The organism is Sulfurimonas sp. (genome assembly GCF_047622445.1).
Lineage (GTDB): Bacteria > Campylobacterota > Campylobacteria > Campylobacterales > Sulfurimonadaceae > Sulfurimonas.
The window spans coordinates 1-23,190 of sequence record NZ_JBLHOE010000055.1 but is presented as its reverse complement, the minus strand read 5'-3'; the positions used below and the strand labels follow the sequence as shown (position 1 = coordinate 23,190).

The following is a 23,190-nucleotide window of genomic DNA, read 5'->3' as shown; positions in this document are numbered from 1 at the left end:
TATCAAAACGAATACCTTGAGTAAAGTCAGCACCAGTTGTTGAACCAGATGCAATTGTACTACCAAGTGCTACTTTTGTATTGTCCGATGCAGTTGAATCAAATTTTACTGTCATAGCTGATGTTACATTCATAGCACCATTATCAAGAGTTAATGCTGCACTTAAAGTTGTACCAGCTGCATAAGTAGTTCCACCTGAAGAAGTATAACTATCTGATAAAACTGTACCTTTACCTAAAACAGAGTTCTCAAGTAGTTTACTTCCAGATGTAAGATTCATATCTTCAGTTAAAGCTACAGTAGTTGTAGCAGTTCCACCTCCACCTACAGTTAATGTACCACCTATCTCTGTTCCAGCAGCTACTATAGAGTTAAAACCAAGAGTAGATCCAGATTTCATTGTAGTATCTAGTTGAGTATCTGCTACTTGCTCTAGTACTTTAGCATCAGCACCTATAGATGAACCAGCTGCAAATTCAGAACCAGCTGCAATAGAAGAGCCAGATGCAATAACAGAATCTTTTGTAGTTGTCATTGGAGTACCATCAATTGTAATATCAGCACCTGTAGCACCTGCACCGATACCAGAGATTTGGAATTCTGCAGAACCTTTTTGTACAAGCTCGAGTTTACCTATAGTACTCATCTGAGATGCACTTGATCCCATAACAGCAGATACATCACCTTCTACTTTAATTGCTCTACCATCTGAAGCCAAAGTCATTTTACCATCAGAACTCATAGTTGCAGCGACACCTGTTTGAGAAGTTTGCGCGTTAATAGCGTTTAGAAGTGTGTTATCTGAATCATTTGCAGATACATTTATTGCACCAATTTTTATACCATTAATAGCAAAATCAGAACCAGTTACACCAGCACCTACAGCATTTGTAGCAGTAGCTTCTACAACAGCTTTTGCAGTAATACCAGTTTCACCACTATATCTATTAATTTGATCAGCTACATTACCTAAAGAATTGTCTCTATCATTATCATATTGTACATCAACTGTTTGAAGTGTTACAGATTTACCTGTTGTAGCACTTGTCATAGTCAATGCAATTTCACCACCTTGATCAGATGCCATTTGAAGGTCTGCTCTTGTAGTTTGACCTATAGAGTTCGTAGTAGCAGAAGCAATGTTTACTGAAACAGATTCATTTGCATTTGCACCCATTTGGAACTCTTTATTTGTAAAAGAACCAGAAAGAAGTTTTTGACCATTAAACTCAGTAGTAGTTGCAATAGTATTTAACTCTTTCATTAAAGCGTTAATATCTTTTTGAATGGCTTGACGAGAAGAAGTGTTCTGAGTATCAGAAGCAGCTTGAACTGTTTTAGTTTTGATTGTGTTAAGGATGTTTGAGTACTCGCTTAAAGCACCATCCGCTGTTTGAATAAGACCAATTGCGTCATTACCGTTTGATACAGCTTGACCAAGTGAACTCGCCTGTGCTCTAAGTGAGTTAGCGATAGAAAGACCTGACGCATCATCTGCAGCAGTGTTAATTCTAAGACCTGAAGAAAGTTTAGCTAACGAGTCATCTAAATTTCTGTTGTTCATTGTAGCACTTGTGTGCGCGTTCATTGCCGCGATGTTTGTGTTAATTCTAAATCCCATAATAAATCCTTTTTGGGTCAGAGCCTTTCGCTCTTGGTTAATTTTTATCTTTTGGCTTCCTTGCCTAAGATGTTAAAGTAATATCGACAGCTTAAATAATTACTTTAGAAAATTTTGAAATTTATTATACAAAAGTCTAATTTAGCTCAAACTTGATTGTTAAATTTTTCTATTTATTATTTTTTCGCTACACTTCCAAAACTGAAAACAAATTACTATACTACATATAGGAAGACTATTTGAACTTAATTATCGTCGAGTCACCTGCTAAAGCTAAGACTATAAAAAACTTTTTAGGAAAAGATTATGAGGTTATTGCCTCTAAAGGTCACATTCGTGATTTACCAAAATCTCGTTTTGGGATTGCTGTTGAAGAGGAAACAAACCACCTTATACCAACATACTCTGTTGCAAAAGAAAATGCGGCTATTGTCAAAGAGATAAAAGCACTTGCAAAAAAAGCCGACACTATATATATCGCGACCGATGAGGATCGCGAGGGTGAAGCTATTGGTTGGCATATTGCGCATGCTATTAAAAAAGATCCTCTTGAACTTCCACGCATCGTGTTTCATGAGATTACAAAGACAGCTATAAAACATGCCCTTGATTCTGCTCGTACTATAGATATGGATATGGTAAATGCACAACAAGCTCGTCGTTTACTCGACCGTGTTGTTGGGTACAAGCTTTCCCCACTCCTAGCTTCTAAAATTCAAAAAGGTCTTTCAGGTGGTCGTGTTCAAAGCTCAACACTTAAACTTGTAGTAGATCGTGAACGTGAAATAAAAGCTTTTATACCTGTAGAGTACTGGACCATCGATACAGCTTTCAAAAAAGACATTGACGCGAATCTCATTTCTCATAAGGGCGATAAGCTCAATAAGATGAGTATTGAAAACAAAGATCAAGCCACTGCAATTGAATCAAGTGTTAATGCAGATAACTATATAATCTCAAAAATTGAGACGAAACAAAGAAAAAGTTCAACCCCTCCACCATTTATGACTTCGACTCTACAACAAACTGCTTCTAGTAAACTTGGGTTTACTCCAAAACGTACAATGATGGTTGCACAATCTCTTTATGAAGGTGTAAAAACTCCAGATGGCACTTCCGGTGTTATTACATATATGAGAACAGATTCACTCAACTTAGCTGGAGAAGCAGTTTCTGCTGTTCGAGAAGTTATAGAAAATCGTTTTGGTAAAAAATACTTACCAGAAGAGCCTAAAGTATATAATAAAAAATCTAAGGGTGCACAAGAAGCGCATGAGGCAATCCGTCCTACTTTACTTAGCTTTACCCCAGAAATGGCACAAAGTTTTTTAAAAGCTGATGAAATAAAACTTTATCGTTTAATTTATGAGCGCTTTATGGCCTGTCAAATGGAAGATGCACGATTTGAGCAACAAAGCATAATCTTTACGGGGAATGAAAATGAATTCCGTGCAAGCGGTAGAAAGCTTATGTTTGATGGGTTTTATGCTGTAACTGGAGCTGAAGATAAAGACAAACTTCTTCCTACTTTAAAAGAAGGTGAAAAAGCCCAACTTCAAAGTGTTAAACCAGAGCAACACTTTACCGAGCCACCACCACGTTATTCAGAAGCTAGTCTCATTAAAAAACTAGAGTCTGAAGGTGTTGGTCGTCCATCTACTTATGCACCAACAGTTGCTACTTTAAGTCAACGTACATATGTAACGATTGAGAAAAAACAAATCATTCCAAGCGAGATGGCTTTTACTGTAACAGACATCTTGGAGAAAAACTTTGCTAACATTGTAGACATATCTTTTACTGCAAATATGGAAGAACAGCTTGATGAAGTAAGTGAGGGAAAGGTTGATTGGCAAAAACTTTTAAGTGATTTTTACTTTCCATTTATGCAACAAGTTGCAGATGGAAAAGAAAATATCGTTTCTCTTAAACTTGCAAAACCTCTAGGACGGACATGCCCTAAATGTGGTGAATCAGAGTTACTTTTACGTTCAGGTCGATTTGGTAATTTTATCGCATGTAGTGGTTTTCCAAAATGTAAATACACAGAACAGTCAGATGAAGAAGGTAATCCAGCTCCTAAAAAAGAAAATATATCAGATGAAAAATGTGATAAATGTGGCAAGGATATGGTCCTTAAAACTGGAAGAAATGGTGAATTTTTAGCATGTAGCGATTACCCTGACTGTAAGAATACGAAGAGCATCAATGTAGAAGAAAAACTCTCAGAGACTCCATGTCCTGATTGTGGTGGAAAAATTTCACTTAAAAACTCTCGTCGTGGACCTTTTTGGGGATGTGAAGGCTACCCTGAATGTAAGTTCATCTCTAAATTTGAACCGACAACCATTAAGTGTGAAGAAAAAGGCTGTAAAAATGGTCTTTTAGCGGAACGTACATATAGAAATAAAGATGTTTATGAGTGTGTAAAGTGTAAAGCACGTACACCTAGAGAAACAGCAGAAGCACCCCAAGAAGAGAAATAGAGCGTGAAAATAGGAGTAATCTCAGATACCCATACAAAGTATAACAAGGCTAAGAAGGCTCTTGAAATGCTTTTAGAAAATGGGGCTGAGTTTATTGTTCATTGTGGTGATATAGTTGAAGTTGAGATATTAGAGTTACTTAAACATTGTGGCAAAAGATATGTTGGTGTATATGGGAACAATGATGCACATTTAGTTTCCCATCATAAGAACTACAACCTTGTGCAAGAACCATACCACTTTAAACTCTCAGATACAACATTCAAGCTTATGCATCTTCCTTTTTATATGACTCCCGATACAGAAGTAGTACTATTTGGTCACACACATCAATTCGAATCCGAATTTAATAACGGCACTTTGTTTTTAAACCCCGGTGAAGTATGTGCAAGGAACAAACCTGTGTCAGAGTGTGCGATGCTTGAAGTAAATGAAGATACATTTATAGTAACTCATTTTACAAGAGATAAAAACGAAGATACTTTTTCTACAAAAATATATAACTACACAAGGCTTAAGTAATGAATCAAGAAATATTTTTATGCTCGATTTGTAATATAAATAGTGGAACATGCTTAGAAGACTGTAAATTTTGTTCTCAAAGTGTTCGATACAAAGCAGATATAGATAGATATAAACAAAAAGATATGGGTCTCATCTTAGAAGAAGCAAAAAAAGCACGGGAATCTGGTGCTTTGGGTTTTTGCTTAGTAACAGCAGATAAAGGTTTAAACGATAAAACTTTAAAATTTGTTTGTAATGTCGCAAAAACTCTAAGCGCAGAAGTACCTGAACTTCGTCTCATCGCTTGCAATGGTACAGCATCACTAGAACAACTTTTAGTTTTAAAAGAAGCAGGAATAAAAGCATATAACCATAATCTTGAAACTTCAGAGTCGTTTTACAAAGAAATCTGTACAACACATCCCTGGAGTGAACGCTACGAAACATGCCAAAATGTAAATGAGTCTGGTTTAGTTCTCATAACCGGGGGAATCTTTGGTCTTGGGGAAACACAAGCAGACAGAATCTCAATGTTAGAGTCTTTGGCTTCACTCAACCCAACTTCTGTCCCAATTAACTTTTACCATCACAACGAAGCTCTAGAGTTAGAACCAAACTCTATGGAGGTTGATGAAGCCTTGGGACTTATCAAATTAACGAGAGAAACACTTCCAGATGCAGAGCGTATTATGGTTGCAGGGGGAAGAGAATTAATGTTTGGTAAAAGACAAAATGAGATCTTTAAGTATGGCGCGAATTCTATCGTTGTAGGAAATTACCTAACAACAAATGGTAGAATGGTTTCTAAAGATTTAGAGATGCTCACATCACTAAACTTTGAAGTAGCCAAAAAAGTACACTAGGAAAATATAAGATGCAAGGTAACGTTACACTCATTATTACCATAGCACTTATTATAGTATTTTCACCATTTTTTGCGAAACGTCTGCGGCTACCAACTACTCCCATAGAAATCATTCTTGGTTCTATCTTTGGATATATTGGTTTTATTCATGATGAGCATCTTTTTGAAGTTGTAGCCGAGATTGGCTTTCTATATCTAATGTTTATTGCAGGGACTGAGATTAACCTCAAAAATGTTTTAAAGACTCCTTCTTCTATAATGAAACGCGTTGTTCTTTACCTCATTATCCTTTATACATTTGCTATTGTATTTTCCTTATACTTTAAGCTTGGAAATATTTTTATGATACTTTTACCACTTATCTCTGTTGGTTTAGTCGCTACGCTTTCAAAAGAATATGGAAAGACTCCATGGCTAGATATTTCTATGACAGCAGGGGGAATTGGTGAAGTAGTGAGTATCGCCATTATTACTATAAGTTCGGCCGGTTTAGAATCTGGTATAGGGCTAAATCTGTTTAAAACTATATTTGCGCTTATGACTTTTTTAATTTTAATGTTTTTTATCTTTCGTACTATGCAACTTTTGTTTTGGTGGTTTCCTGAAGTCTCAAAAGTATTAATGCCAGAAAAAGACAACCAAGAACAGGACATTAGACTATCTATAGCCATCTTTTTACTTCTAGTTGGAGCAATGCTCTACCTTCACCTTGAACTTGCTTTTGGAGCTTTCTTAGCAGGGATTTTTATTCCTACCTTTTTTCAACATAAACATGAACTTCCAGAAAAGTTGGCATCTTTTGGATTTGGATTTTTAATCCCTATCTTTTTTATTCATATTGGCAGTTCTTTTGATTTAAGAGCACTAAGTATGGATGGTCTTATTTATCAAGCGATTCTTATAAGTATAGCAATGATATCGATGCGCGTTGTTGCTTCATTAGTATTTGTAAAAGAACTTGGATTTATAGATGCGATTCTTATGGGACTTTCACATTCGATGCCCCTAACTCTACTCATCGCAATGGCAACCTTGGCATACAATGCACAAAGTATAGATCAGCTACATTACTATTCATTTATCTTAGCCGCACTGTTTCAAGTTATAAGTGTAATGATTACCATTAAACTCATTAATATTAAAAAAATATCTAAAGAAAATAAAAAACAAACGTAATTTTTATTTACTTTCTTTACGTTTTGCTTTCATTTTCCGCTTTGCTAATTCACGCATATCGACTGTGGTATCACTCTCATCAACTATTTCAACACCTAAAATTGTTTCAACACAGTCTTCTAAAGTAATGATTCCATCAGTTTGATCATAGTTGTCTTTAACTAAAAACATATGTTCTTTTTTTTCTATGAACATATCAAGTGCTTTACTAACAGGTATATTTTCATTTAAGGAAATAATCTTCTTTTTGATACTTCCAACGCTTACACTACCATCTTGAAGTGCTTGTTGAAAAATCTTTTTTGTCAATACTATCCCAGTTACTTCTTCTATAGAACCTCTATAGATTGGAATCCGAGAAAACTTGAAAATATTAGGTTCAGAATCTATAACTTCTTGGATAGTCATACTCTCATCTAATGCAAAAACAACAGATCGTGGAGTTAATACTTCACTTACTTTAATGTTGTCAAGATTTAATATGTTTTCAATAACATCTGATTCTTGCTCATCAATTACACCCTTATCTTCACTCAAAAGCATGGACTCTAAAAATTCTTCTTTAGTGAGTGAATTAAAATCGTCTTTGCCATTTGTTATACGGTTTGTAACAAACAAAGTAGAAAGAATAATTGGATACGTAAGCCATATAAACACTCTAATAAAATGTGCAGCTACAGGAGCTAAACTTTTCCAATAAATTGCACCAATTGTTTTAGGAATAATTTCTGATAAAAATAAAATAGCGAATGTTAAAATAATTGAGACATACACTACTGCATCATTACCAAAAAGATGAGCCGCTTGCGCACCAACTGCTGCTGCACCTAAAGTATTTGCGATAGTATTCAAAATAAGAATAGACGCTATTGATTTGTTGATATTTTCTTTATGAAGACGTAGTAGTCTTCCAACAATTGGTCTTTCTTTCTCTAATACTGCCACATATGACATATTTACAGAGAGCAACACTGATTCTAAAATGGAACATATAAATGATATCCCAACAGATAGAACAAAAAATAGTAATAATAAATCCAAGTTTTACAAACCCTTTATAATAAAATCCATGTTGCAAGTCCCAAGAAACTCAAAAAACCTACAACATCGGTTACGGTAGTCAAAATAACTGTACTACCTATTGCTGGATCAATATCCAGCCTTTTTAGAAACAATGGTACAGCTGCACCAAATAAACCCGCCATCAAAAGGTTAATAACCATACTCAAAGCAATTACTACTCCGAGCATATCAATACCAAACCAGAAATAAGCAATAGTTCCCATAACTATCGCAAAGATAATCCCATTACCAAGAGCAATCATCGTCTCTTTTTTGATAATCCTCATAGCATCACCTTGAGAAATATCTCCAAGTGCTAACTGCCGTACAACAACCGTTAGACTTTGAGTACCAGCATTACCACCCATAGAAGCTACAATTGGCATTAAAATAGCAAGAGCTACCATACTCTCTAGTGTATCTGAAAACATTCCGATAACAAGAGAGGCTATAATCGCGGTAAAAAGATTAAGACCTAACCACGAAGCTCTTTTTTTAGCAGCTTGAAAGATTTCATCATCTTCCTCCGCTTCATCATCTACACCAGCTAGGTTATACATTTGCTCTGTTGCTTCATCTTGAATTACATCATAAATATCATCAGAAGTGATACGTCCCATTAAAACACCATAGGTGTTTACAATAGCTAAGACAGAAAGGTCATACTCTTCAAAAGTACGTACAATATCTTTGATATCTTCTCTATCTTCAGATTTTATAGGCTCAAAACTATCTTCATGTCCTTCAATATTTTCTATTAAAGTTTTTGAAAAATCAAAAATTAATAAATCATCAAGTCCAACCGCATATCTAAGTTTATTGTCTTTATTTACAATAAAAAGATTTTGAACATTTTCAAGTTCATTCTCTTTACGTAAACGAGCAAACCTTTTTATAACATCTTGGACAACTTCATCTTTATTTGCAGTAAAGATTTCAAGCTGCATATATGCACCAGCCTCATCTTCTTCGTAACTTTTAAGATGTCTAATTTCTTGCTTATCATCTTCATGAAGTGCTTCGAAAACTTCTGACGCAATTGTTTCATCATGTTCTTCAAGCTCTTGCATAAAGTCGGCTTGATCATCAGATTCTAGTTCAGATACTGCGTGAGAGAGTTCATCAACACTAAGATTCTCAACTACATCATCAAATAGTCTATCTGGAAGGGCTAGGGCAACGTCTCCAAGTAAATCTTTTGGTACAAGTCTTAAGGCGTCAGAAAATTCACTATCATCAACTTGTTTTAGAAAATTGGCAATTTCAGATGGATATATTTCACTGACATCATGAGAATCTAAGTATTCTTGTAGTTTATTCATATGTGTAAGTATATCTAATTTTATGAAGAGGATTAATGAGACTACCCTTAATTAACGAAGAGTAGCTCATAATATTTAATTCTAAGAATGAATTAAATTGGTAATACGCGAATTTTTGTAGAAAGTTTCTCTTTAAGAGTTGATTCAATCGCATAAAGTGTACCAGTCGCTGAAGAAGCACAACCATCACATGCACCTAAGTAACGGATATAGATATCTATAAACTCATCAGTAGTTTTGATATCGATTACTTCCATATCTCCACCATCCATTACAAGAAATTGACGTACATTTTCATCAACTATAGCATCAACAGCTTTAATTTGCTGAACAAGAGTCATATCTTCAAAATTTCCAGCAGAACCTGCATCAGCAGCTGCTTTCATTTTTTCATCGTCCATTTCTTTTCTAGTGTCACTTAAGATGTCTACTAAATAGTAATCCATAGCTTCGTGTCCACCAGGTCTAATACAAGACTTACAAAAACCACCAGCTTTCGTATAATCTGTAATTTGCTCAATCGTTTTAAGATCATTTAACTTAATAACTTCTTGAAGTGTACCTAAACTAACACGTGCACATTCACAAACAATTACTTCAGTCTCAAAACTCTCAGCATCAACACCCATATAAAGCCCTGCAGCTTTTTTAATAACATCATAGGCCATAACTGAACAATGCATTTTTTGTGGTGGAACAGCAGGTGTTTCTGGATCATCACGAAGAGCCAATTCAACATCAATATTTGTAATCTTTACAGCCTCTTGTACTGTTTTACCAATACAAAGTTCAGTCATTACATCTGAAGATGCGATGGCAGTACCACAACCAAAAGATTTAAACTTTGAGTTTACAATCTCATCATTTTTAGGATCAATTTCCCAGTATAAACGTACTGCATCACCACAAGATTCTGCACCAAAATCAGCAACAATAAGTTTGTTCCCTCTTTCTTCTGCCTCTTTGTCAAAGATTTCACCTTGATGTTGAGGATTGTTCATTAATGTCGTTACTTTATTTGAGTAAGCGTCCCATAGACTATCGCCTAATATATCTGCTTTTGCCATAATATTCTCCTTAAGTTATTTAATTTTTAGTGGTGGTGAAGTTCGCATTCTTGAACTTCTCCACCTGCTGTTGGTGCTTGTAATGCGAATGAACTAGAAATCGCACGTAAACGTCCAACTGCGTCTTTAAAATGTGAGATAGCATAATCTACCTCAGCATCTGTTGTAAATCTCGAAAGACTTAAACGAATCCCAGTATGTGCAAGTTCATTATCTGCACCAATTGCTAACATTACAGTATTTGCTTCAAGGTCTGCTGATGCACATGCTGAACCTGTTGATGCTCCGATTTGCCCATTGTTAAGATCCCAAAGCATACCTTCACCCTCAACACCTTTAATAGATATAAGGATAGTATTTGGCGTACGGTTATTTCTATTACCTACAACAAACGTATCACTTAACTCTAAAATAGCATCTTCTAAACGATCACGTTTAGTTCTAATTTTATCCATAGTTTCTTGCATGTTACTTGTTGCAAGCTCAACTGCTTCACCCATTCCAATAATATATGGAACATTTAAAGTACCTGAACGACGTCCACCCATATGTTCTCCACCATGAAGTAATGGTGATAGCTCTTGAGAGTTTCTAATAAACAAAGCACCAATACCTTTTGGTCCATGAAATTTATGTGCAGAAAAAGACACAAAATCCACATGAGTTGCTTGAAGGTCCAATGGAATCTTACCTACAGCTTGAACACCATCTGAGTGAAAAAGAACACCTTTTTCTTTACATATTTGGCCAATTTCGTCAATTGGGTTAATCATACCAGTTTCATTTGAAGCCCACATAATAGATACTAATGCTGTTTTATCAGTAATAAAACTTTTCACAGTATGCGCTTCAACTACACCTTCTTCATTTACTGGTAGGTATGTTACTTTTACATCACAATCTTCTTCTAGCCATCTACATGTAGCAAGAACAGATGGATGTTCTACTTCTGTTGTAATAATATGGTTTTTATCACCCTTAACAATGTGATCTAAATATACTGATTTTAATACCCAGTTATTTGATTCTGTTGCACACGATGTAAAAACAATATCATCTTTGTCATTAGCATTTAAGCCAGTATACACTTGATCTATTGCACGACTTATTGCTGGATGTGCTTGTGTACCAAATTTATGCAGTGAGTTTGGATTACCATATTGTTCACTGAAGTATGGCATCATCGCTTCTACGACTTTTGGATCTGTCATTGTAGTAGCGTTATTGTCTAAATATACTTTCATTTTCAACCTTTAAATAGATAATAAATATCATTATCTTTAAATCAGACAAATTTTGTCTTGTTTAACTTTTGACATAATAATAGCTTTGTGATTATGATATGCTTAAGGGAAACTGACTTTAGTTTTGCTTTAAGAATCAAAACAGTATACTAAAAATGCTAAACTACTATATATCAAATACATTTACTTTACAATCAATAGGACTATACATGTGTAATTTTAACAAACAAAACAAAGATACCAAGGCTTTCATTCATCTTTTTATGAAAAAAGCTTCAGAAAATGTTGGTGGGACTAATTTTTTATTGGCCCTAATAGAAGCTATGAAAACTAAGAAGCCAAATGCTTTAATGTATAAAGAAAAACAAGTAAGTTCCAACAACACCATCATAAAATGGAATAAAGTTGTTTTTAAAGATAAGGTAGATGTACTCGAAGAGATTTTACTTTCCCATAGAAGTAGCGAAGATCCAGACTTCAATATTTTAAATAATGAAAATATTAAAAAAAGAAAACTTATTTTAAATATGGTGAAGACCTTAACGCCCTTAGAATTCGTAGTTACTCCACAGAACCCAAATGATGGGGCCGGCTTTAACTTTAAAGCTTTTGATGTGGCAGACGAAGATAATGTAAAAGTCAATCCAATCTTTATAGCTATGTTTTTTTGCTCAACAGAATTTACCAAAAAAGCGTTAAAATACGAAATCTAAGGAATACTATGATGAGAATTAAAATTCAATATACAGAGGCAGCAAATGATGAATGATAAGAAAAAAATATTCATTGCATCCAGTATCATCGCAAGTAGCCTTTTACTTCAAAGCTTTAACTTTGATAGCATGATAGACAAAGTAACAGATTTTAAAAAATTTAAAAATCCTTCAGATATGAGTCCCAAAGAAGTTGTTGAAACAATGACCGGTGGTGTTCTTAGTACTGAACTCATTACAAAAGCTTTCAAGCAAGCATTAAAAGTCGGTGTAGAAAAAGCTGTAGATACCTTAGGGCAAAAAGGTGGTTTTATGGATAACCCTGCTGTTCACATCCCCCTTCCACCACCATTTTCACAAATGGAAACGATGATTCGAGCATCTGGTGGTGGCGAAATGATTGATGAATTTATTCTTTCAATGAACAGAGCAGCAGCGCAAGCTGCTCCTCAAACTGCTGGTATTTTTGTAGATTCTATTGATGAGATGTCTTTTAATGATGCCGCTGATATGTTAATGATGGATGGAAGTCCTGCTACTGATTATTTTAAAAAACATACAAGAGAAGAACTTAAAAAGCTTATAACTCCCATCATCATAAAAGAAATGAAAACAAATAAAGTATATAAATACTATGATGGTGTAAAGAAAGTAGCTGACCCAGGGATGAAAACATTTGCCAAAGTCTCCAACTTTATGGGTATGGCAAAAAAACTAGGTGTAAAAAAACATATCCCTCAAGACGGTGTGAACATAGAGGAATACATAACAGATCATACAATCGATGGAATATTTTTAATGATAGGGAAATCAGAAAAAATGATTCGAACAAACCCTGCACATCAAACGACTGCAGAAATGAGAAAAGTATTTGGTCAATTTGTACCGTAAACCTAAAAGGAAAACACATATGAAAAAAATTTTAATAACATCTGCTTTACTCCTAAATATTACGTCCTCTCAAGCTTTTGATTTTGGAGGTTTTATAAATAGTGTAAAAGATGCTGTACCTGCTATTAGCGAAACGGTAAAAGCATCAAATGTAAATGACAAGCCAGTAACTGGGACTAACTCAATGTTAAGTGACTCTTCTGTTTCAGAAGGACTTAAAGAAGCACTTAAACAAGGTGTTGATTACGCTGTCAAAGAGTTAAGTAAAGAAGATGGATACCTTAACAATGCCTCTGTTAAGATTCCTTTGCCTGATGGACTTAGCAATACAGAGTCAATGATACGAAAAATGGGTGGAGATAAAATGGCTGATGATTTTATTGACTCAATGAATGAAGCAGCAGCAAAAGCGGCAGTTAAAGCCACACCTATTTTTGTTAATGCTATAGACAAGATGTCAATTGATGACGCTAAAAAAATCCTTGCGAGTAATGAAAATGCAGCAACTGATTATTTCAAAACTCATACGACAGATGATTTAAAGAAGATGATGAAGCCTATTATAGAAGAAAGTATGGCAGAAAATAATGTTGCATCTTATTATGACACCTTGAACGAATATTATGACTCAACTGTTAAAACGATGGTTGAAAATGAAAGTATTCGAGATATGGCAAAAAACTTTGGAATGGAACAGTACATGCCCAAAGGCACTACTGATGAACAACTTGATGACTATGTCACAAGAAATGCGATTGATGGTTTATTTAAAATGATTGCACTCAAAGAAGCAGAAATTCGTAAAGATCCATTAGCACAATCAAGCTCACTTCTCCAAAAAGTTTTTGGCAAGTAAAAAAGCCTAAACCTATTTTTAAACCTTACATGATATAATCGCGAAATTAATTATACATTTAAAGGTTTAAAATGGCTCAAACAATTACAGAAAAAATATTTTCAGAGCATGTTGGTCATGAAGTTTTTGCAGGTGAAATAATCCGCTCAAACATCGACATGGTTATCGGTAATGATATTACTACCCCTATTTCAATCTCGGCATTTAATCTTAGTGGTGCTACTAAACTTGCTAATCCTGATGGATTCTCGATTGTACTTGATCACTTCATTCCAGCAAAAGATATAGCTTCAGCTAATCAAGCAAAGATTTCTCGTGTGTTTGCTAAACAACATAAGTTAAAAAACTTTTTTGATGAAAAAGACATGGGAATTGAACATGCTCTTTTACCAGAAAAAGGTCTTATAGTGCCAGGGGATGTAATCATCGGTGCTGATTCACATACATGTACACATGGTGCACTTGGTGCATTCTCAACAGGTATGGGTTCAACTGACCTAGCATTTGCTATGATTACTGGTGGAAACTGGTTTAAAGTTCCTGAGTCAATCAAAGTCGTTCTTAGTGGAAAGCCAAAACGTCATACAACAGGAAAAGACATCATCTTAGAAATCATTAGGATGATTGGTGTTGATGGAGCTTTATATAAAACTCTAGAATTCACAGGCAGTACTATCGAGCATTTAAATATGGACGATAGATTTTCTATGTGTAACATGGCTATCGAAGCTGGAGCAAAAAGTGGAATCGTAGCTTACGATGATATAACAAAAGAGTTTTTAGCAGATAAAGATTTAGCTCGTGAACCAAAAATTCACTATTCAGATGACGATGCTGCATATGTTCAAATTTTAGAAATTGACATTGCAAACCTTGCTCCTGTTATCGCCTACCCATTTTTACCATCAAATGGTCATTCTATAGATCAAGCAGTAAAAGATCACATTAAGATTGATCAATCATTTATCGGTTCTTGCACAAATGGTCGATTAGGTGATTTAAAAACTGCCTCAGAGATACTTAAAGGTCAAAGAGTTCATGAAGATGTTCGTCTAATCGTAACTCCAGGGACACAAAAAATATTAAAAGAAGCATATAGACTAGGATACATGGATATTATTATCGATGCTGGTGGCGTTGTTTCAAATCCAACTTGTGGTGCGTGTCTTGGTGGATATATGGGAATATTGGGAGATGGTGAAGTGGCAGTTTCTACTACAAATCGTAACTTCGTAGGACGTATGGGTAGCAGAGATTCTAAAGTTTATCTTGCCAACTCAGCAGTTGCGGCTATCTCTGCAATCACTGGATATATTTCAGATCCAAGATAAAGTAAAGTAGCTACTCACTGAAAACTCATTAATTTTAGCTACAATAATAACAATAATTTAAAATAAGGAAAAACAATGAAAAAATTGCTTTTAATCCCGGCTCTAATGCTATCAACAATAGTATTAGCTACTGAATACAACTATGAGATTACTCCTGTCATTGGTTATAACGTTGCTGAAGGAAATTTACACCTTGATAATGAGATGATGGGTGGTCTTGAAATGAAATTTAACGATGTTAGCTCTGCTATTAAGCCAGAACTTTCTATTCTACATTCTGCTGGAGTAAAAAGTGAAAATGCAACTCCAAGTAATACAACAAACATTACTCGTGCAGCACTAAACGGTGTATATGAGTACGGAGGTAGTGGTGTTATACCTTTTGCTAAGGCTGGTATTGGCTATGAGCATATGAATCGTGATATTACTAACAATAGCGATGGTGCTTTTGTTGATGCAGGTGCTGGTATAAAAATTCCATTTACTGATGCTCTTGCTCTTAAACTCGAAGCACTTTATATGCTTAAATACAATGACAACTCTGCTGGTGGAAATTGGGGAGATAGTAACTTAGCACTTTTAGCAGGTCTTAACTATTCATTCGGAGCTAAAGCTCAACCTACTCCAATAGTACCTGCTCCAATAGTGATAGTTGATGGCGATGATGACAATGATGGTGTTTTAAACTCTATTGATAAATGTCCTACAACAACTCCTGGAAAAGTAGTAAATGCTGATGGTTGTTTTGTAGATGGAGATGATGACAAAGATGGTGTTTTAAACTCTGTTGATAAATGTCCAACTACTCCAGCTGGTAAAACAGTAGATGCAGAAGGTTGTTGTTTACCAGAAGATGATGATAAAGATGGTGTTGTAAATGCATCAGACATCTGTCCAAACACTCCAATGGGTGAAGCTGTAAATGTAGATGGTTGTCCAAATAAAATTACTCTTCATGCAAAATTTGACAATAACTCAGCTGTAGTAAAAGCAGAGTCATTCGACTTAATTCAAAAATATGCTGACTTTTTAAATAAATACCCAGCGTATAGTTCTAAAATAGTTGGTCACACTTCTAATACTGGTGAAGCAAGCTACAACTTATCTCTTTCTCAAAAAAGATCTAAAGCGGTTGAAGCTATGCTAATTGAAAAAGATGTTCCTGCATCAAGATTATCTTCACATGGTGAAGGTGAAGCGAATCCAGTTGCTGATAATGCAACAAAAGAAGGTCGTGCAGAGAACAGAAGAATCGAAGCAGAACTAATTAGAAAATAATGCTTACAATCCCTTGCATTCTTTTTGCAGGTGGAAAAAGTTCCAGAATGGGGGAAGATAAAGCACTTCTTCCTTTTGGAGAGTTTTCCACACTTACAGAATTTCAACTCAATAAACTCCAAAAAATTTTTAAAAACGTTTACATATCATGTAAAAATAAAAATAAATTTAACTTTACAGCAAATTTCATAGAAGATATTCCAACTGATAATGTTTATGCTCCTACAACTGGATTCATTGCTAGTTTCGAGAAATTACAATGTGAGAAGTTTTTTGCAATGAGTGTAGACACTCCATTTATAAATGAAACACAAATTAATGATTTAGTCCGAATGGATAACAATAATCTAGACGCTACAATTGCTACACTCAAGGATAAAATGCAACCTATGTGCGGTATCTACCACAAATCACTACATAAGCATTTTATAAAAATGCTTGAAACTAACACTCATAAATTAGGATTCTTATTAAAAAACTCTAATACACAATATATCAATTTTGACAATGAAAAATCCTTCTTAAACCTTAATAATCCTTCTCAATATAAAGAAGCACTAACACTTATTTAACAGCACTTTGCTATAATCATATATAAATTATTTATACAAAGAGAGATTATGAATCTAACACATCTAGATGACAATCAAAGACCAAAAATGGTTGACGTTTCTGATAAAAATCAAACTACGAGAGTAGCTGTAGCAAGTGGTATTATAGAGATGAGCCAAGAAGCTTACGATGCAATTATAAGTGAGAAGACGAAAAAAGGCCCGGTCCTACAAACTGCCGTAATAGCTGCTATTATGGGTGTGAAAAAAACAAGTGATTTAATTCCAATGTGCCACCCACTTAATCTTAGTGGAATCAATTGTGACGTAGACGAACTACATGATTTACCCGGGTTTAAACTCACAGTTACCGCAAAACTCACTGGTCAAACGGGAGTTGAAATGGAAGCACTTACTGGCACGAGTATTGGGCTACTAACAATATATGATATGGTGAAGGCGATTGACAAATCAATGGTCATTCGACATGTACAACTTGAAAAAAAATCAGGAGGTAAGAATGGAGATTATAAACGATAGTCAAAAGAAATTAGAGCTCGAGTATCCATGTTCTTGGTCTTATAAACTAATAGGACATGAAAAAGAAGCTATACAAAAAGCTATACATGATGTCATACTTGAACGTGAACATACTCTGAATCATTCCAACAATAGTAAAACAGGTAAATATGTTAGTCTCAATCTAGCTTTGATAATTCAAAATGAAGATGAAAGAAATTTTATCTATGAAGCACTGAAAAAACATAAACATATAAAAATGGTCTTATAAACCTAAAATTAGGAGATAACAATGGATATTGAAAAACTACAAAGAGATTTAAAAACCTCATATAAAATGGATTTAGGCACTGTTGACTTAAGAGTCGAAGATATCATTAAACATGTAACAGATGAGTGGAATGTATCTCCCAATAGACTTACAATTCATGAAATGCAAACACTTAGTTCTGTTATATTAGATATAGAAACTCAAACTCTTTATAATGAAGTAGAGTCTTTAATCGCCCAAAAAGAACGTCTTGAAAGAGAGCTTGATAAAAAATATAATCAACTCCAAGAATCAAAATATACTGTTTTTGATATTTTAGAGTCACAATTTGGTTCAAGCGATACAGAAGCATTAACTAAGCTCCATCAAATAAAACTTCAAACTATTGATTTATACGATTTACTTAGTGAAATAGTTGAATCAGCAATAATTACTACCTTAGAGAAAGATGAAACAGTTGATGAAACAATTGATGAAGTAATTAAACACATAACATATGAAGCAATTAAGGAAGGTTCCCTAGATACCTTGAGAATCAGAAAAATTCTTTCCACTATCTTACAATCTGCTATAGATATTGCAGAAGCTTCCCCCGTTAAAGAAGAGAAGATATTAACTCCTACATTAAGAGGGATGAGATCAGGTCTAATAAGTGCTATAACACGCTTTAAACAACGTTTAGCCTTCATACCAATTGAAGCTAAACATATACTTATTGAAGACTATGATACAATCATTGAAGATTTAAACCAAACTGATTCTCTTTTCGCACAGGTAATTCAAACACAAGCTGAAGAAAGTACACCTGCTATCCAAGAAATTTTGATTAAAATTAAAAAAGATATGCGATTTGACCTTGAAGAATTACTAAGAGTATCAAAAGAAACTGCTGATGTAATGAAAGGTAGATTTTCATCTCTTGCATCAAAAACAATCAAAAAAGCAGATAAAGCTTTACAATCAGCAAATACAAAAGAAGCAAAAAGAATGGGGAAACAGGCAATTGGAATTGCTAGAACTGCAATCAGTTCAGCTATTAAATCCGCTCAGGATGCAATAGAAAAAAAGTAGTTAAGTACCGTATCCTTTACTTTGAATGTAAAGGATTACCATTGGCAACAGCAACGCCACCAAGAGATTTAAATATTTCTGGAATTTCTTGATCTAATTGAACAATCTTTTTAAGTTTGTCTCTGTCAGTAATACCTAAGGCAACTGCCCATGTTCTTAATGTTGGCATACCAATTACAAGCTTATTCTCACCCTCTTTAACATATATGTAGATGGAACATGGTGCAAATATACCTGCTTCAGGAAATGCATTCTTTCCATCAAATACTGCGTATGAAAAAGGAAGGTGGCAAAGTGAATAAGACCAAAAAGATGTAAAGCCATCCATAACTTCATCATCACTATTGAAACTCCCTTTTATATCATAAAATCCTGCGATTATATAACCTTTAGTTAAAAATGCATATTCCAAATCATCCCTAAACGTATCTAATAAATCATCAATATCTTCTGGTTCCTCAAAAGTTATCTCAAAATTCATCATTCTATCTTTTGTTAAGCCCACTAGAGGAATGTAACTTTTTTGACCACCAAGCTTTTTTTCTATTAGGTTATCTAAAGGTTTAAAAGAAGCTATATATTTGTCTTTTATCTCTTTATCGTCAATCCCAACAATATCTAAAATAGCTTCAGGTGTTAAGTGAGTTATTACAGTTTTTTTGTCAGACTGTTTTCTATACTGCACGAGATTAAATGGACTAAAGCCACCTAATCGTGGATCTTTAGCAAGTAAAGGACGAACGACACTCTCATTAAGAATTGGAGAAAAACCAAGAGTCTCTAAGTTTGTACTTCCAAACTTTTTTTCATACACATCGTTTACTCTCTTATGTTCATCATTTAAAAAATACCCTATCTCTGTAAGATCGGTTTCAATGAATGTATTAAAGCGTTTATCATTCTCTGTATCATATGTATACACAACTGCCAAGTTTTTATTACCACTTGGTACAAATTTTTCTTCTGCCACAATAACTATTGGCACAAAGGCAATGAATAAAAATACATATAAAAGATTTTTAAAATAATTCATAATACTCCTTTGTTATGTTCTTAGTCATCATCTAATTTCAACTCAACTTCATCAAGTATGTCATAAAAGCCAGCAGGCTCTCTGCTCCCTGCGTCTTCATGAATGACTTTACCACAGGGAGTTAAAAAGTAGTGTCTTGGAACACCTTGAATAACAAAATGCCTAGGGATTTTATGTTGGTCTCTGTTGAGATATAAAGGGATATAATTTTCTTTTAAAGTTTTCATTACTTCTTTCTTGGAGAGGGTTAAGTCTTTAAACCTCTCACAGAATCTACAATTATCTGCACCAATAAAAAGATACACATTCTTCTGTTCTTTTTGCGCAAGGACAAATGCTTCCTCGTAGTTATGAATCCAGTTTAGTTCATAACTATGAAGTGAAGCAAGAAAAATAAAAGGGAGTAATAAAAGTTTCACAAATTATACTTTTAATTTACTCTATGGTATCGTTTACTGTGTCAACCATAGTTTTTTCTGCCCCAAGTAGTACTTCAACAGATTTTTTATCCGTAATTGCTAAAGAACTAATCCAGTTATGCACTGAAGGGTATGCCATTTGTACATCAAGAGAGCCTTTTTCTTTATACATATATAATGTACATGGAGCTAATGCACCAGCTTCAGGATACATTTGTGAAACTTGAAAAATTACAGGAAGTTTACAGATAGAATATGCATCAAAAAAATCATACTTATCATATCCAACTTCTTTAAACTCTTCTCCAAGTTCATTGAATCCTGCAATAACAAATCCTACAGTTTCTAATGAACCTTCCATTTCCATTTGTGTACCTTCTTTTTCTTCAGCAATTTCATCAGCTTCTGTTGCTTCCATTTCATATGTGAAGTTAGTAACTAAGTTGCCTGTTGCTTTTATACTTTTATAAGTACTCTTCTCAAAGTGACCATTTGGTAAAGCTTTTGCTAGAGTATCCGTAATTAATTTTGCATATGCTTTCATATGCTTATTAGTTGAAGAAATTCCTGTAATTTTTGCCATACCATCTAATGTTAATGCTGCAATAGAAATATTATTTGAGCCTTTTTTCATATAAATTGACATACTTAAAGGTGCAAATAATGCTGCTTTAGGAGATACTTTTACTAACTCTAAAACTAAATCTGCTTTATATGAAGCAAATAGGTGGTACATTTTATGGTGTGTTTTTTGAAACTTACCTTTAAAAGCTACATTCATATTGTTGTTACCAGAAATTGAAAACCCTGCATTCTCAAAAGCTTTCTCTATTGAAATAGCTGTTATATTACCTTTAGAGTTGTCAGTTGAATATATCTGAACATCATCTCCTGCACTTGCTGCTACACCAGTTACTAACATAATTGCTGCAACTAAATTTTTTATCATTTTTTTCATTTTTTTCCTTTTTATTATAAATCTTTCACTTCTAATTTAGAAGATAAATATTATCACCCTTGTTGATAGTCCCATTGTTAATTACTTTAGCGAAGATACCTCTATCATTTTTAAGTAACTGAGGGAGTCTTTCATCTACTTTTGCTAAACTATTACAAATTGTGCAATTTTGACTAATCTCTAATACAAGTTCACCAATTTTAATTTTAGCTCCGGCTACTAAATTGTAGGGGTTATAATCTATTAATATATTTTCCCCTAATACACCATATGATGCATTAATACCATTATCAGCAGCTAGTATATAACTTTGCTGCGAAGCTATTAAAACTGACCTTTGTATATCTTTATTATAATATTTATCATCTACAACACCTTTCTCATCTAGAGCTAGTTTATCTGTAGTTATTCTGCCACTCTTAGTTGAATAAAATAACTCTAATATTTTTCCAACTTTAACTAATCCCATTTTGTACTACTTAGTTTGTATAAAATTATCATATTTAACTTCTCCAATTTTCATGTCAACAACAATAAATATTTTGATTTTTATTAGGAAGTATAAATTAACTATTGTTTTACAATAGTTATAAGAAAGTAGATGCAGAAAATCAACACATTAGTGTGTGATTTTCTACTTATCTATATTAAAAATAGAAAGAGTTTTAATCTCTAAAGATTATTATTCTTCTTCTTCCTCTTCCTCTTCGTCGTCTTCATCTTCTTCATCCCCGTCATACATCTCTAGCTCTTCATAAGATCTAAAAACATTACCCGGACTTAAAAGATAGTATAAATCTTTATCTTTAAATTCTTCTAGAGTTACATACTTTGTAATAAAATCAGGATGAATCTCTTCTTCAATACCCTCAAGAACTCTCTCTTTTAAAAGTGCGAAGTATTGAATAGTTTCATCAGCCGCTGTTTTATCTGTAATAAAACCATGACCCGGAACTAAATAATCCCAATCTCTTGCATTGATTTCTTTAAGAGCATTAAGTTGACCAACAACTAAACCATCACGATTTGAAGTTACCCTACCATTCATAACAACGTCAGCTGCTAAAACAACTTTATCTTCTGGAAGATATAAGAACCAATCTTCTTCAGAGTGAACATAACCAACTTTTACATATTCAAGTACAACACCATCAATCGTTAACTCTGTTGTATCATCAAAAAATTCATCAACACCTTTAAGATGAGTCCCTCTTAAAGCATTTTGATAAAGTGCTCTTTCCATTCTAGTTTGAGGTGGATGTTCTCTAGTACCTTCAAAAGGTTTACCTGTCTCTTCATCATAACCTAAATAGTTAACATTAACAGATTTTGGACCATATACTTTAGCACCATGCTCTTGCGTATAATAGTTATTACCTAACCAGTGATCATCATGCTCATGACTAAGTATAATCGTCTTCGCAGGTAAATCAGCAATCTTTTTCATTTGCGCATATGCTTGTTTAGCAAATATATAAGATGCACCTGTATCCCATAATATCCAACTAGTTTCACCTTTAATATAACAACTGTTAGCCATCATACCAGCATTTTCTTTCGTTGGCATTTCCATAGCACCAAAGAAACACCATACTCTTTCACTAACTTTAACAGGCTTTAAGTTATAGTCCCATTCAGGATTCTGACCAGTACGCTGACCTTCTTTAAAATCATCATAGTGCCAATCGTACATTATGAAGTTACCATCTACATCAAGCTCATGAGCCTCTGCAGGTGTAGTAGTTTTATTAAAGATAAATGGCATTGATCCAACAAATGCTAAAACCAATAATAAAAGTAATATTTTAATTTTCATAAGTATCCTTATTTAATTTTCTTAGAACCTGTTTGCTTTTGACCATTGTTATCAACTGTATCAAATACGATTTTATCGCCTTTTTTACCTTTGAATTTAAACTTAACTAGTGGGTTTTCTGACATGAAACCACTCA

General features: G+C 34.0%; 24 protein-coding genes. 13 read left to right on the top strand and 11 right to left on the bottom strand.

The features are described from left to right. Window positions 1-1,621: flagellin hook IN motif-containing protein (locus tag ACI9TV_RS11935; RefSeq protein ID WP_415251032.1), on the bottom strand; the 1,621-nt coding region annotated here is incomplete at its 3' end. 239 nt (window positions 1,622-1,860) lie between these two features. Between ACI9TV_RS11935 and topA the strand changes: the two genes are divergently transcribed. The 4 genes from topA to ACI9TV_RS11915 are packed head-to-tail and all read left to right on the top strand — an operon-like array spanning window position 1,861 to window position 6,652. After that, window positions 1,861-4,107 (top strand): type I DNA topoisomerase, encoded by a 2,247-nt coding sequence (topA, locus tag ACI9TV_RS11930; protein ID WP_415251031.1) that lies wholly within the window; start codon window positions 1,861-1,863, stop codon window positions 4,105-4,107. Between the two features lie 3 nt (window positions 4,108-4,110). Continuing rightward, complete coding sequence (locus ACI9TV_RS11925) at window positions 4,111-4,629, top strand: metallophosphoesterase family protein (RefSeq protein ID WP_415251030.1); 519 nt, start codon at window positions 4,111-4,113, stop codon at window positions 4,627-4,629. Beyond that, window positions 4,629-5,474: a biotin synthase gene (locus tag ACI9TV_RS11920; RefSeq protein ID WP_415251029.1), complete on the top strand. Its 846-nt coding sequence runs from the start codon at window positions 4,629-4,631 to the stop codon at window positions 5,472-5,474. Before ACI9TV_RS11925 ends, ACI9TV_RS11920 begins: the two co-directional genes overlap by 1 nt. 11 nt (window positions 5,475-5,485) lie before the next feature. After that, window positions 5,486-6,652 (top strand): cation:proton antiporter, encoded by a 1,167-nt coding sequence (locus ACI9TV_RS11915; protein WP_415251028.1) that lies wholly within the window; start codon window positions 5,486-5,488, stop codon window positions 6,650-6,652. A gap of 3 nt (window positions 6,653-6,655) precedes the next feature. Here ACI9TV_RS11915 and ACI9TV_RS11910 read toward each other — a convergent pair whose 3' ends face one another. The 4 genes from ACI9TV_RS11910 to ACI9TV_RS11895 form a co-directional block, all read right to left on the bottom strand. Further along, window positions 6,656-7,693: a CNNM domain-containing protein gene (locus ACI9TV_RS11910; protein WP_415251027.1), complete on the bottom strand. Its 1,038-nt coding sequence runs from the start codon at window positions 7,691-7,693 to the stop codon at window positions 6,656-6,658. Window positions 7,694-7,707: 14 nt separating this feature from the next. Beyond that, entirely contained in the window at window positions 7,708-9,036 is a 1,329-nt protein-coding gene (mgtE, locus tag ACI9TV_RS11905; RefSeq protein WP_415251026.1) for a magnesium transporter, read from the bottom strand. Window positions 9,037-9,128: 92 nt separating this feature from the next. Then, on the bottom strand, window positions 9,129-10,103 hold the full coding sequence (locus ACI9TV_RS11900; RefSeq protein ID WP_415251025.1) for an iron-sulfur cluster assembly scaffold protein: 975 nt from the start codon (window positions 10,101-10,103) through the stop codon (window positions 9,129-9,131). A 26-nt stretch (window positions 10,104-10,129) separates the two neighbouring features. Continuing rightward, entirely contained in the window at window positions 10,130-11,347 is a 1,218-nt protein-coding gene (locus ACI9TV_RS11895; protein ID WP_415251024.1) for a NifS family cysteine desulfurase, read from the bottom strand. A gap of 209 nt (window positions 11,348-11,556) precedes the next feature. On the opposite strand from ACI9TV_RS11895, the gene ACI9TV_RS11890 reads away from it, so the two are divergent. The 9 genes from ACI9TV_RS11890 to ACI9TV_RS11850 all read left to right on the top strand — a co-directional run bounded on the left by ACI9TV_RS11890 (window position 11,557) and on the right by ACI9TV_RS11850 (window position 18,828). Continuing rightward, window positions 11,557-12,060 (top strand): hypothetical protein, encoded by a 504-nt coding sequence (locus ACI9TV_RS11890; RefSeq protein ID WP_415251023.1) that lies wholly within the window; start codon window positions 11,557-11,559, stop codon window positions 12,058-12,060. Between the two features lie 48 nt (window positions 12,061-12,108). After that, a complete protein-coding gene (locus tag ACI9TV_RS11885; RefSeq protein WP_415251022.1) occupies window positions 12,109-12,951 on the top strand; it encodes a DUF4197 domain-containing protein in 843 nt (280 codons plus the stop codon). 19 nt (window positions 12,952-12,970) lie between these two features. Continuing rightward, window positions 12,971-13,807: a DUF4197 domain-containing protein gene (locus ACI9TV_RS11880; RefSeq protein ID WP_415251021.1), complete on the top strand. Its 837-nt coding sequence runs from the start codon at window positions 12,971-12,973 to the stop codon at window positions 13,805-13,807. Between the two features lie 71 nt (window positions 13,808-13,878). After that, window positions 13,879-15,138, top strand: coding sequence for a 3-isopropylmalate dehydratase large subunit (locus ACI9TV_RS11875; RefSeq protein ID WP_415251020.1), 1,260 nt, complete (start codon window positions 13,879-13,881; stop codon window positions 15,136-15,138). Window positions 15,139-15,213: 75 nt separating this feature from the next. After that, on the top strand, window positions 15,214-16,416 hold the full coding sequence (locus tag ACI9TV_RS11870; protein ID WP_415251019.1) for an OmpA family protein: 1,203 nt from the start codon (window positions 15,214-15,216) through the stop codon (window positions 16,414-16,416). Further along, window positions 16,416-16,988 carry a molybdenum cofactor guanylyltransferase MobA gene (mobA, locus tag ACI9TV_RS11865; RefSeq protein WP_415251018.1) on the top strand — a complete coding sequence of 191 codons (573 nt, stop codon included), beginning with the start codon at window positions 16,416-16,418 and terminating at the stop codon, window positions 16,986-16,988. The genes ACI9TV_RS11870 and mobA overlap by 1 nt, the downstream gene beginning before the upstream one ends. 48 nt (window positions 16,989-17,036) lie before the next feature. After that, on the top strand, window positions 17,037-17,507 hold the full coding sequence (gene moaC / locus ACI9TV_RS11860; protein WP_415251017.1) for a cyclic pyranopterin monophosphate synthase MoaC: 471 nt from the start codon (window positions 17,037-17,039) through the stop codon (window positions 17,505-17,507). Next, a complete protein-coding gene (locus ACI9TV_RS11855) occupies window positions 17,488-17,757 on the top strand; it encodes a YbeD family protein (RefSeq protein ID WP_415251016.1) in 270 nt (89 codons plus the stop codon). The genes moaC and ACI9TV_RS11855 overlap by 20 nt, the downstream gene beginning before the upstream one ends. Window positions 17,758-17,778: 21 nt before the next feature. Continuing rightward, the gene (locus ACI9TV_RS11850) at window positions 17,779-18,828 is read left to right on the top strand and encodes a DUF6781 family protein (protein ID WP_415251015.1); all 1,050 of its coding nucleotides are present in this window, start codon (window positions 17,779-17,781) and stop codon (window positions 18,826-18,828) included. A gap of 16 nt (window positions 18,829-18,844) precedes the next feature. On the opposite strand, the gene ACI9TV_RS11845 is transcribed toward ACI9TV_RS11850, so the two are convergent. The 6 genes from ACI9TV_RS11845 to ACI9TV_RS11820 form a co-directional block, all read right to left on the bottom strand. Further along, window positions 18,845-19,861 carry a hypothetical protein gene (locus tag ACI9TV_RS11845; RefSeq protein ID WP_415251014.1) on the bottom strand — a complete coding sequence of 339 codons (1,017 nt, stop codon included), beginning with the start codon at window positions 19,859-19,861 and terminating at the stop codon, window positions 18,845-18,847. A gap of 20 nt (window positions 19,862-19,881) precedes the next feature. Beyond that, window positions 19,882-20,280, bottom strand: coding sequence for a thioredoxin family protein (locus ACI9TV_RS11840; RefSeq protein ID WP_415251013.1), 399 nt, complete (start codon window positions 20,278-20,280; stop codon window positions 19,882-19,884). Window positions 20,281-20,296: 16 nt separating this feature from the next. Beyond that, a complete protein-coding gene (locus ACI9TV_RS11835) occupies window positions 20,297-21,238 on the bottom strand; it encodes a DUF302 domain-containing protein (RefSeq protein ID WP_415251012.1) in 942 nt (313 codons plus the stop codon). 31 nt (window positions 21,239-21,269) lie between these two features. Next, window positions 21,270-21,707, bottom strand: coding sequence for an MOSC domain-containing protein (locus ACI9TV_RS11830; protein WP_415251011.1), 438 nt, complete (start codon window positions 21,705-21,707; stop codon window positions 21,270-21,272). Between the two features lie 213 nt (window positions 21,708-21,920). Then, window positions 21,921-23,054, bottom strand: coding sequence for an MBL fold metallo-hydrolase (locus ACI9TV_RS11825; protein WP_415251010.1), 1,134 nt, complete (start codon window positions 23,052-23,054; stop codon window positions 21,921-21,923). 8 nt (window positions 23,055-23,062) lie between these two features. Continuing rightward, complete coding sequence (locus tag ACI9TV_RS11820) at window positions 23,063-23,179, bottom strand: thiosulfate oxidation carrier complex protein SoxZ (RefSeq protein ID WP_415251033.1); 117 nt, start codon at window positions 23,177-23,179, stop codon at window positions 23,063-23,065. Window positions 23,180-23,190 lie beyond the last annotated feature (11 nt).

Bases quoted from the DNA above. Each gene is read 5' to 3' on its own strand.
- ACI9TV_RS11920 (WP_415251029.1), top strand. From the start codon at position 4,629: ATGAATCAAGAAATATTTTTATGCTCGATTTGTAATATAAATAGTGGA.
- ACI9TV_RS11915 (WP_415251028.1), top strand. From the start codon at position 5,486: ATGCAAGGTAACGTTACACTCATTATTACCATAGCACTTATTATAGTA.
- mgtE (WP_415251026.1), bottom strand. From the start codon at position 9,036: ATGAATAAACTACAAGAATACTTAGATTCTCATGATGTCAGTGAAATA.
- ACI9TV_RS11900 (WP_415251025.1), bottom strand. From the start codon at position 10,103: ATGGCAAAAGCAGATATATTAGGCGATAGTCTATGGGACGCTTACTCA.
- ACI9TV_RS11895 (WP_415251024.1), bottom strand. From the start codon at position 11,347: ATGAAAGTATATTTAGACAATAACGCTACTACAATGACAGATCCAAAA.
- ACI9TV_RS11890 (WP_415251023.1), top strand. From the start codon at position 11,557: ATGTGTAATTTTAACAAACAAAACAAAGATACCAAGGCTTTCATTCAT.
- ACI9TV_RS11885 (WP_415251022.1), top strand. From the start codon at position 12,109: ATGAATGATAAGAAAAAAATATTCATTGCATCCAGTATCATCGCAAGT.
- ACI9TV_RS11880 (WP_415251021.1), top strand. From the start codon at position 12,971: ATGAAAAAAATTTTAATAACATCTGCTTTACTCCTAAATATTACGTCC.
- ACI9TV_RS11875 (WP_415251020.1), top strand. From the start codon at position 13,879: ATGGCTCAAACAATTACAGAAAAAATATTTTCAGAGCATGTTGGTCAT.
- ACI9TV_RS11870 (WP_415251019.1), top strand. From the start codon at position 15,214: ATGAAAAAATTGCTTTTAATCCCGGCTCTAATGCTATCAACAATAGTA.
- mobA (WP_415251018.1), top strand. From the start codon at position 16,416: ATGCTTACAATCCCTTGCATTCTTTTTGCAGGTGGAAAAAGTTCCAGA.
- moaC (WP_415251017.1), top strand. From the start codon at position 17,037: ATGAATCTAACACATCTAGATGACAATCAAAGACCAAAAATGGTTGAC.
- ACI9TV_RS11855 (WP_415251016.1), top strand. From the start codon at position 17,488: ATGGAGATTATAAACGATAGTCAAAAGAAATTAGAGCTCGAGTATCCA.
- ACI9TV_RS11850 (WP_415251015.1), top strand. From the start codon at position 17,779: ATGGATATTGAAAAACTACAAAGAGATTTAAAAACCTCATATAAAATG.
- ACI9TV_RS11845 (WP_415251014.1), bottom strand. From the start codon at position 19,861: ATGAATTATTTTAAAAATCTTTTATATGTATTTTTATTCATTGCCTTT.
- ACI9TV_RS11835 (WP_415251012.1), bottom strand. From the start codon at position 21,238: ATGAAAAAAATGATAAAAAATTTAGTTGCAGCAATTATGTTAGTAACT.
- ACI9TV_RS11830 (WP_415251011.1), bottom strand. From the start codon at position 21,707: ATGGGATTAGTTAAAGTTGGAAAAATATTAGAGTTATTTTATTCAACT.
- ACI9TV_RS11825 (WP_415251010.1), bottom strand. From the start codon at position 23,054: ATGAAAATTAAAATATTACTTTTATTATTGGTTTTAGCATTTGTTGGA.
- ACI9TV_RS11820 (WP_415251033.1), bottom strand. From the start codon at position 23,179: ATGTCAGAAAACCCACTAGTTAAGTTTAAATTCAAAGGTAAAAAAGGC.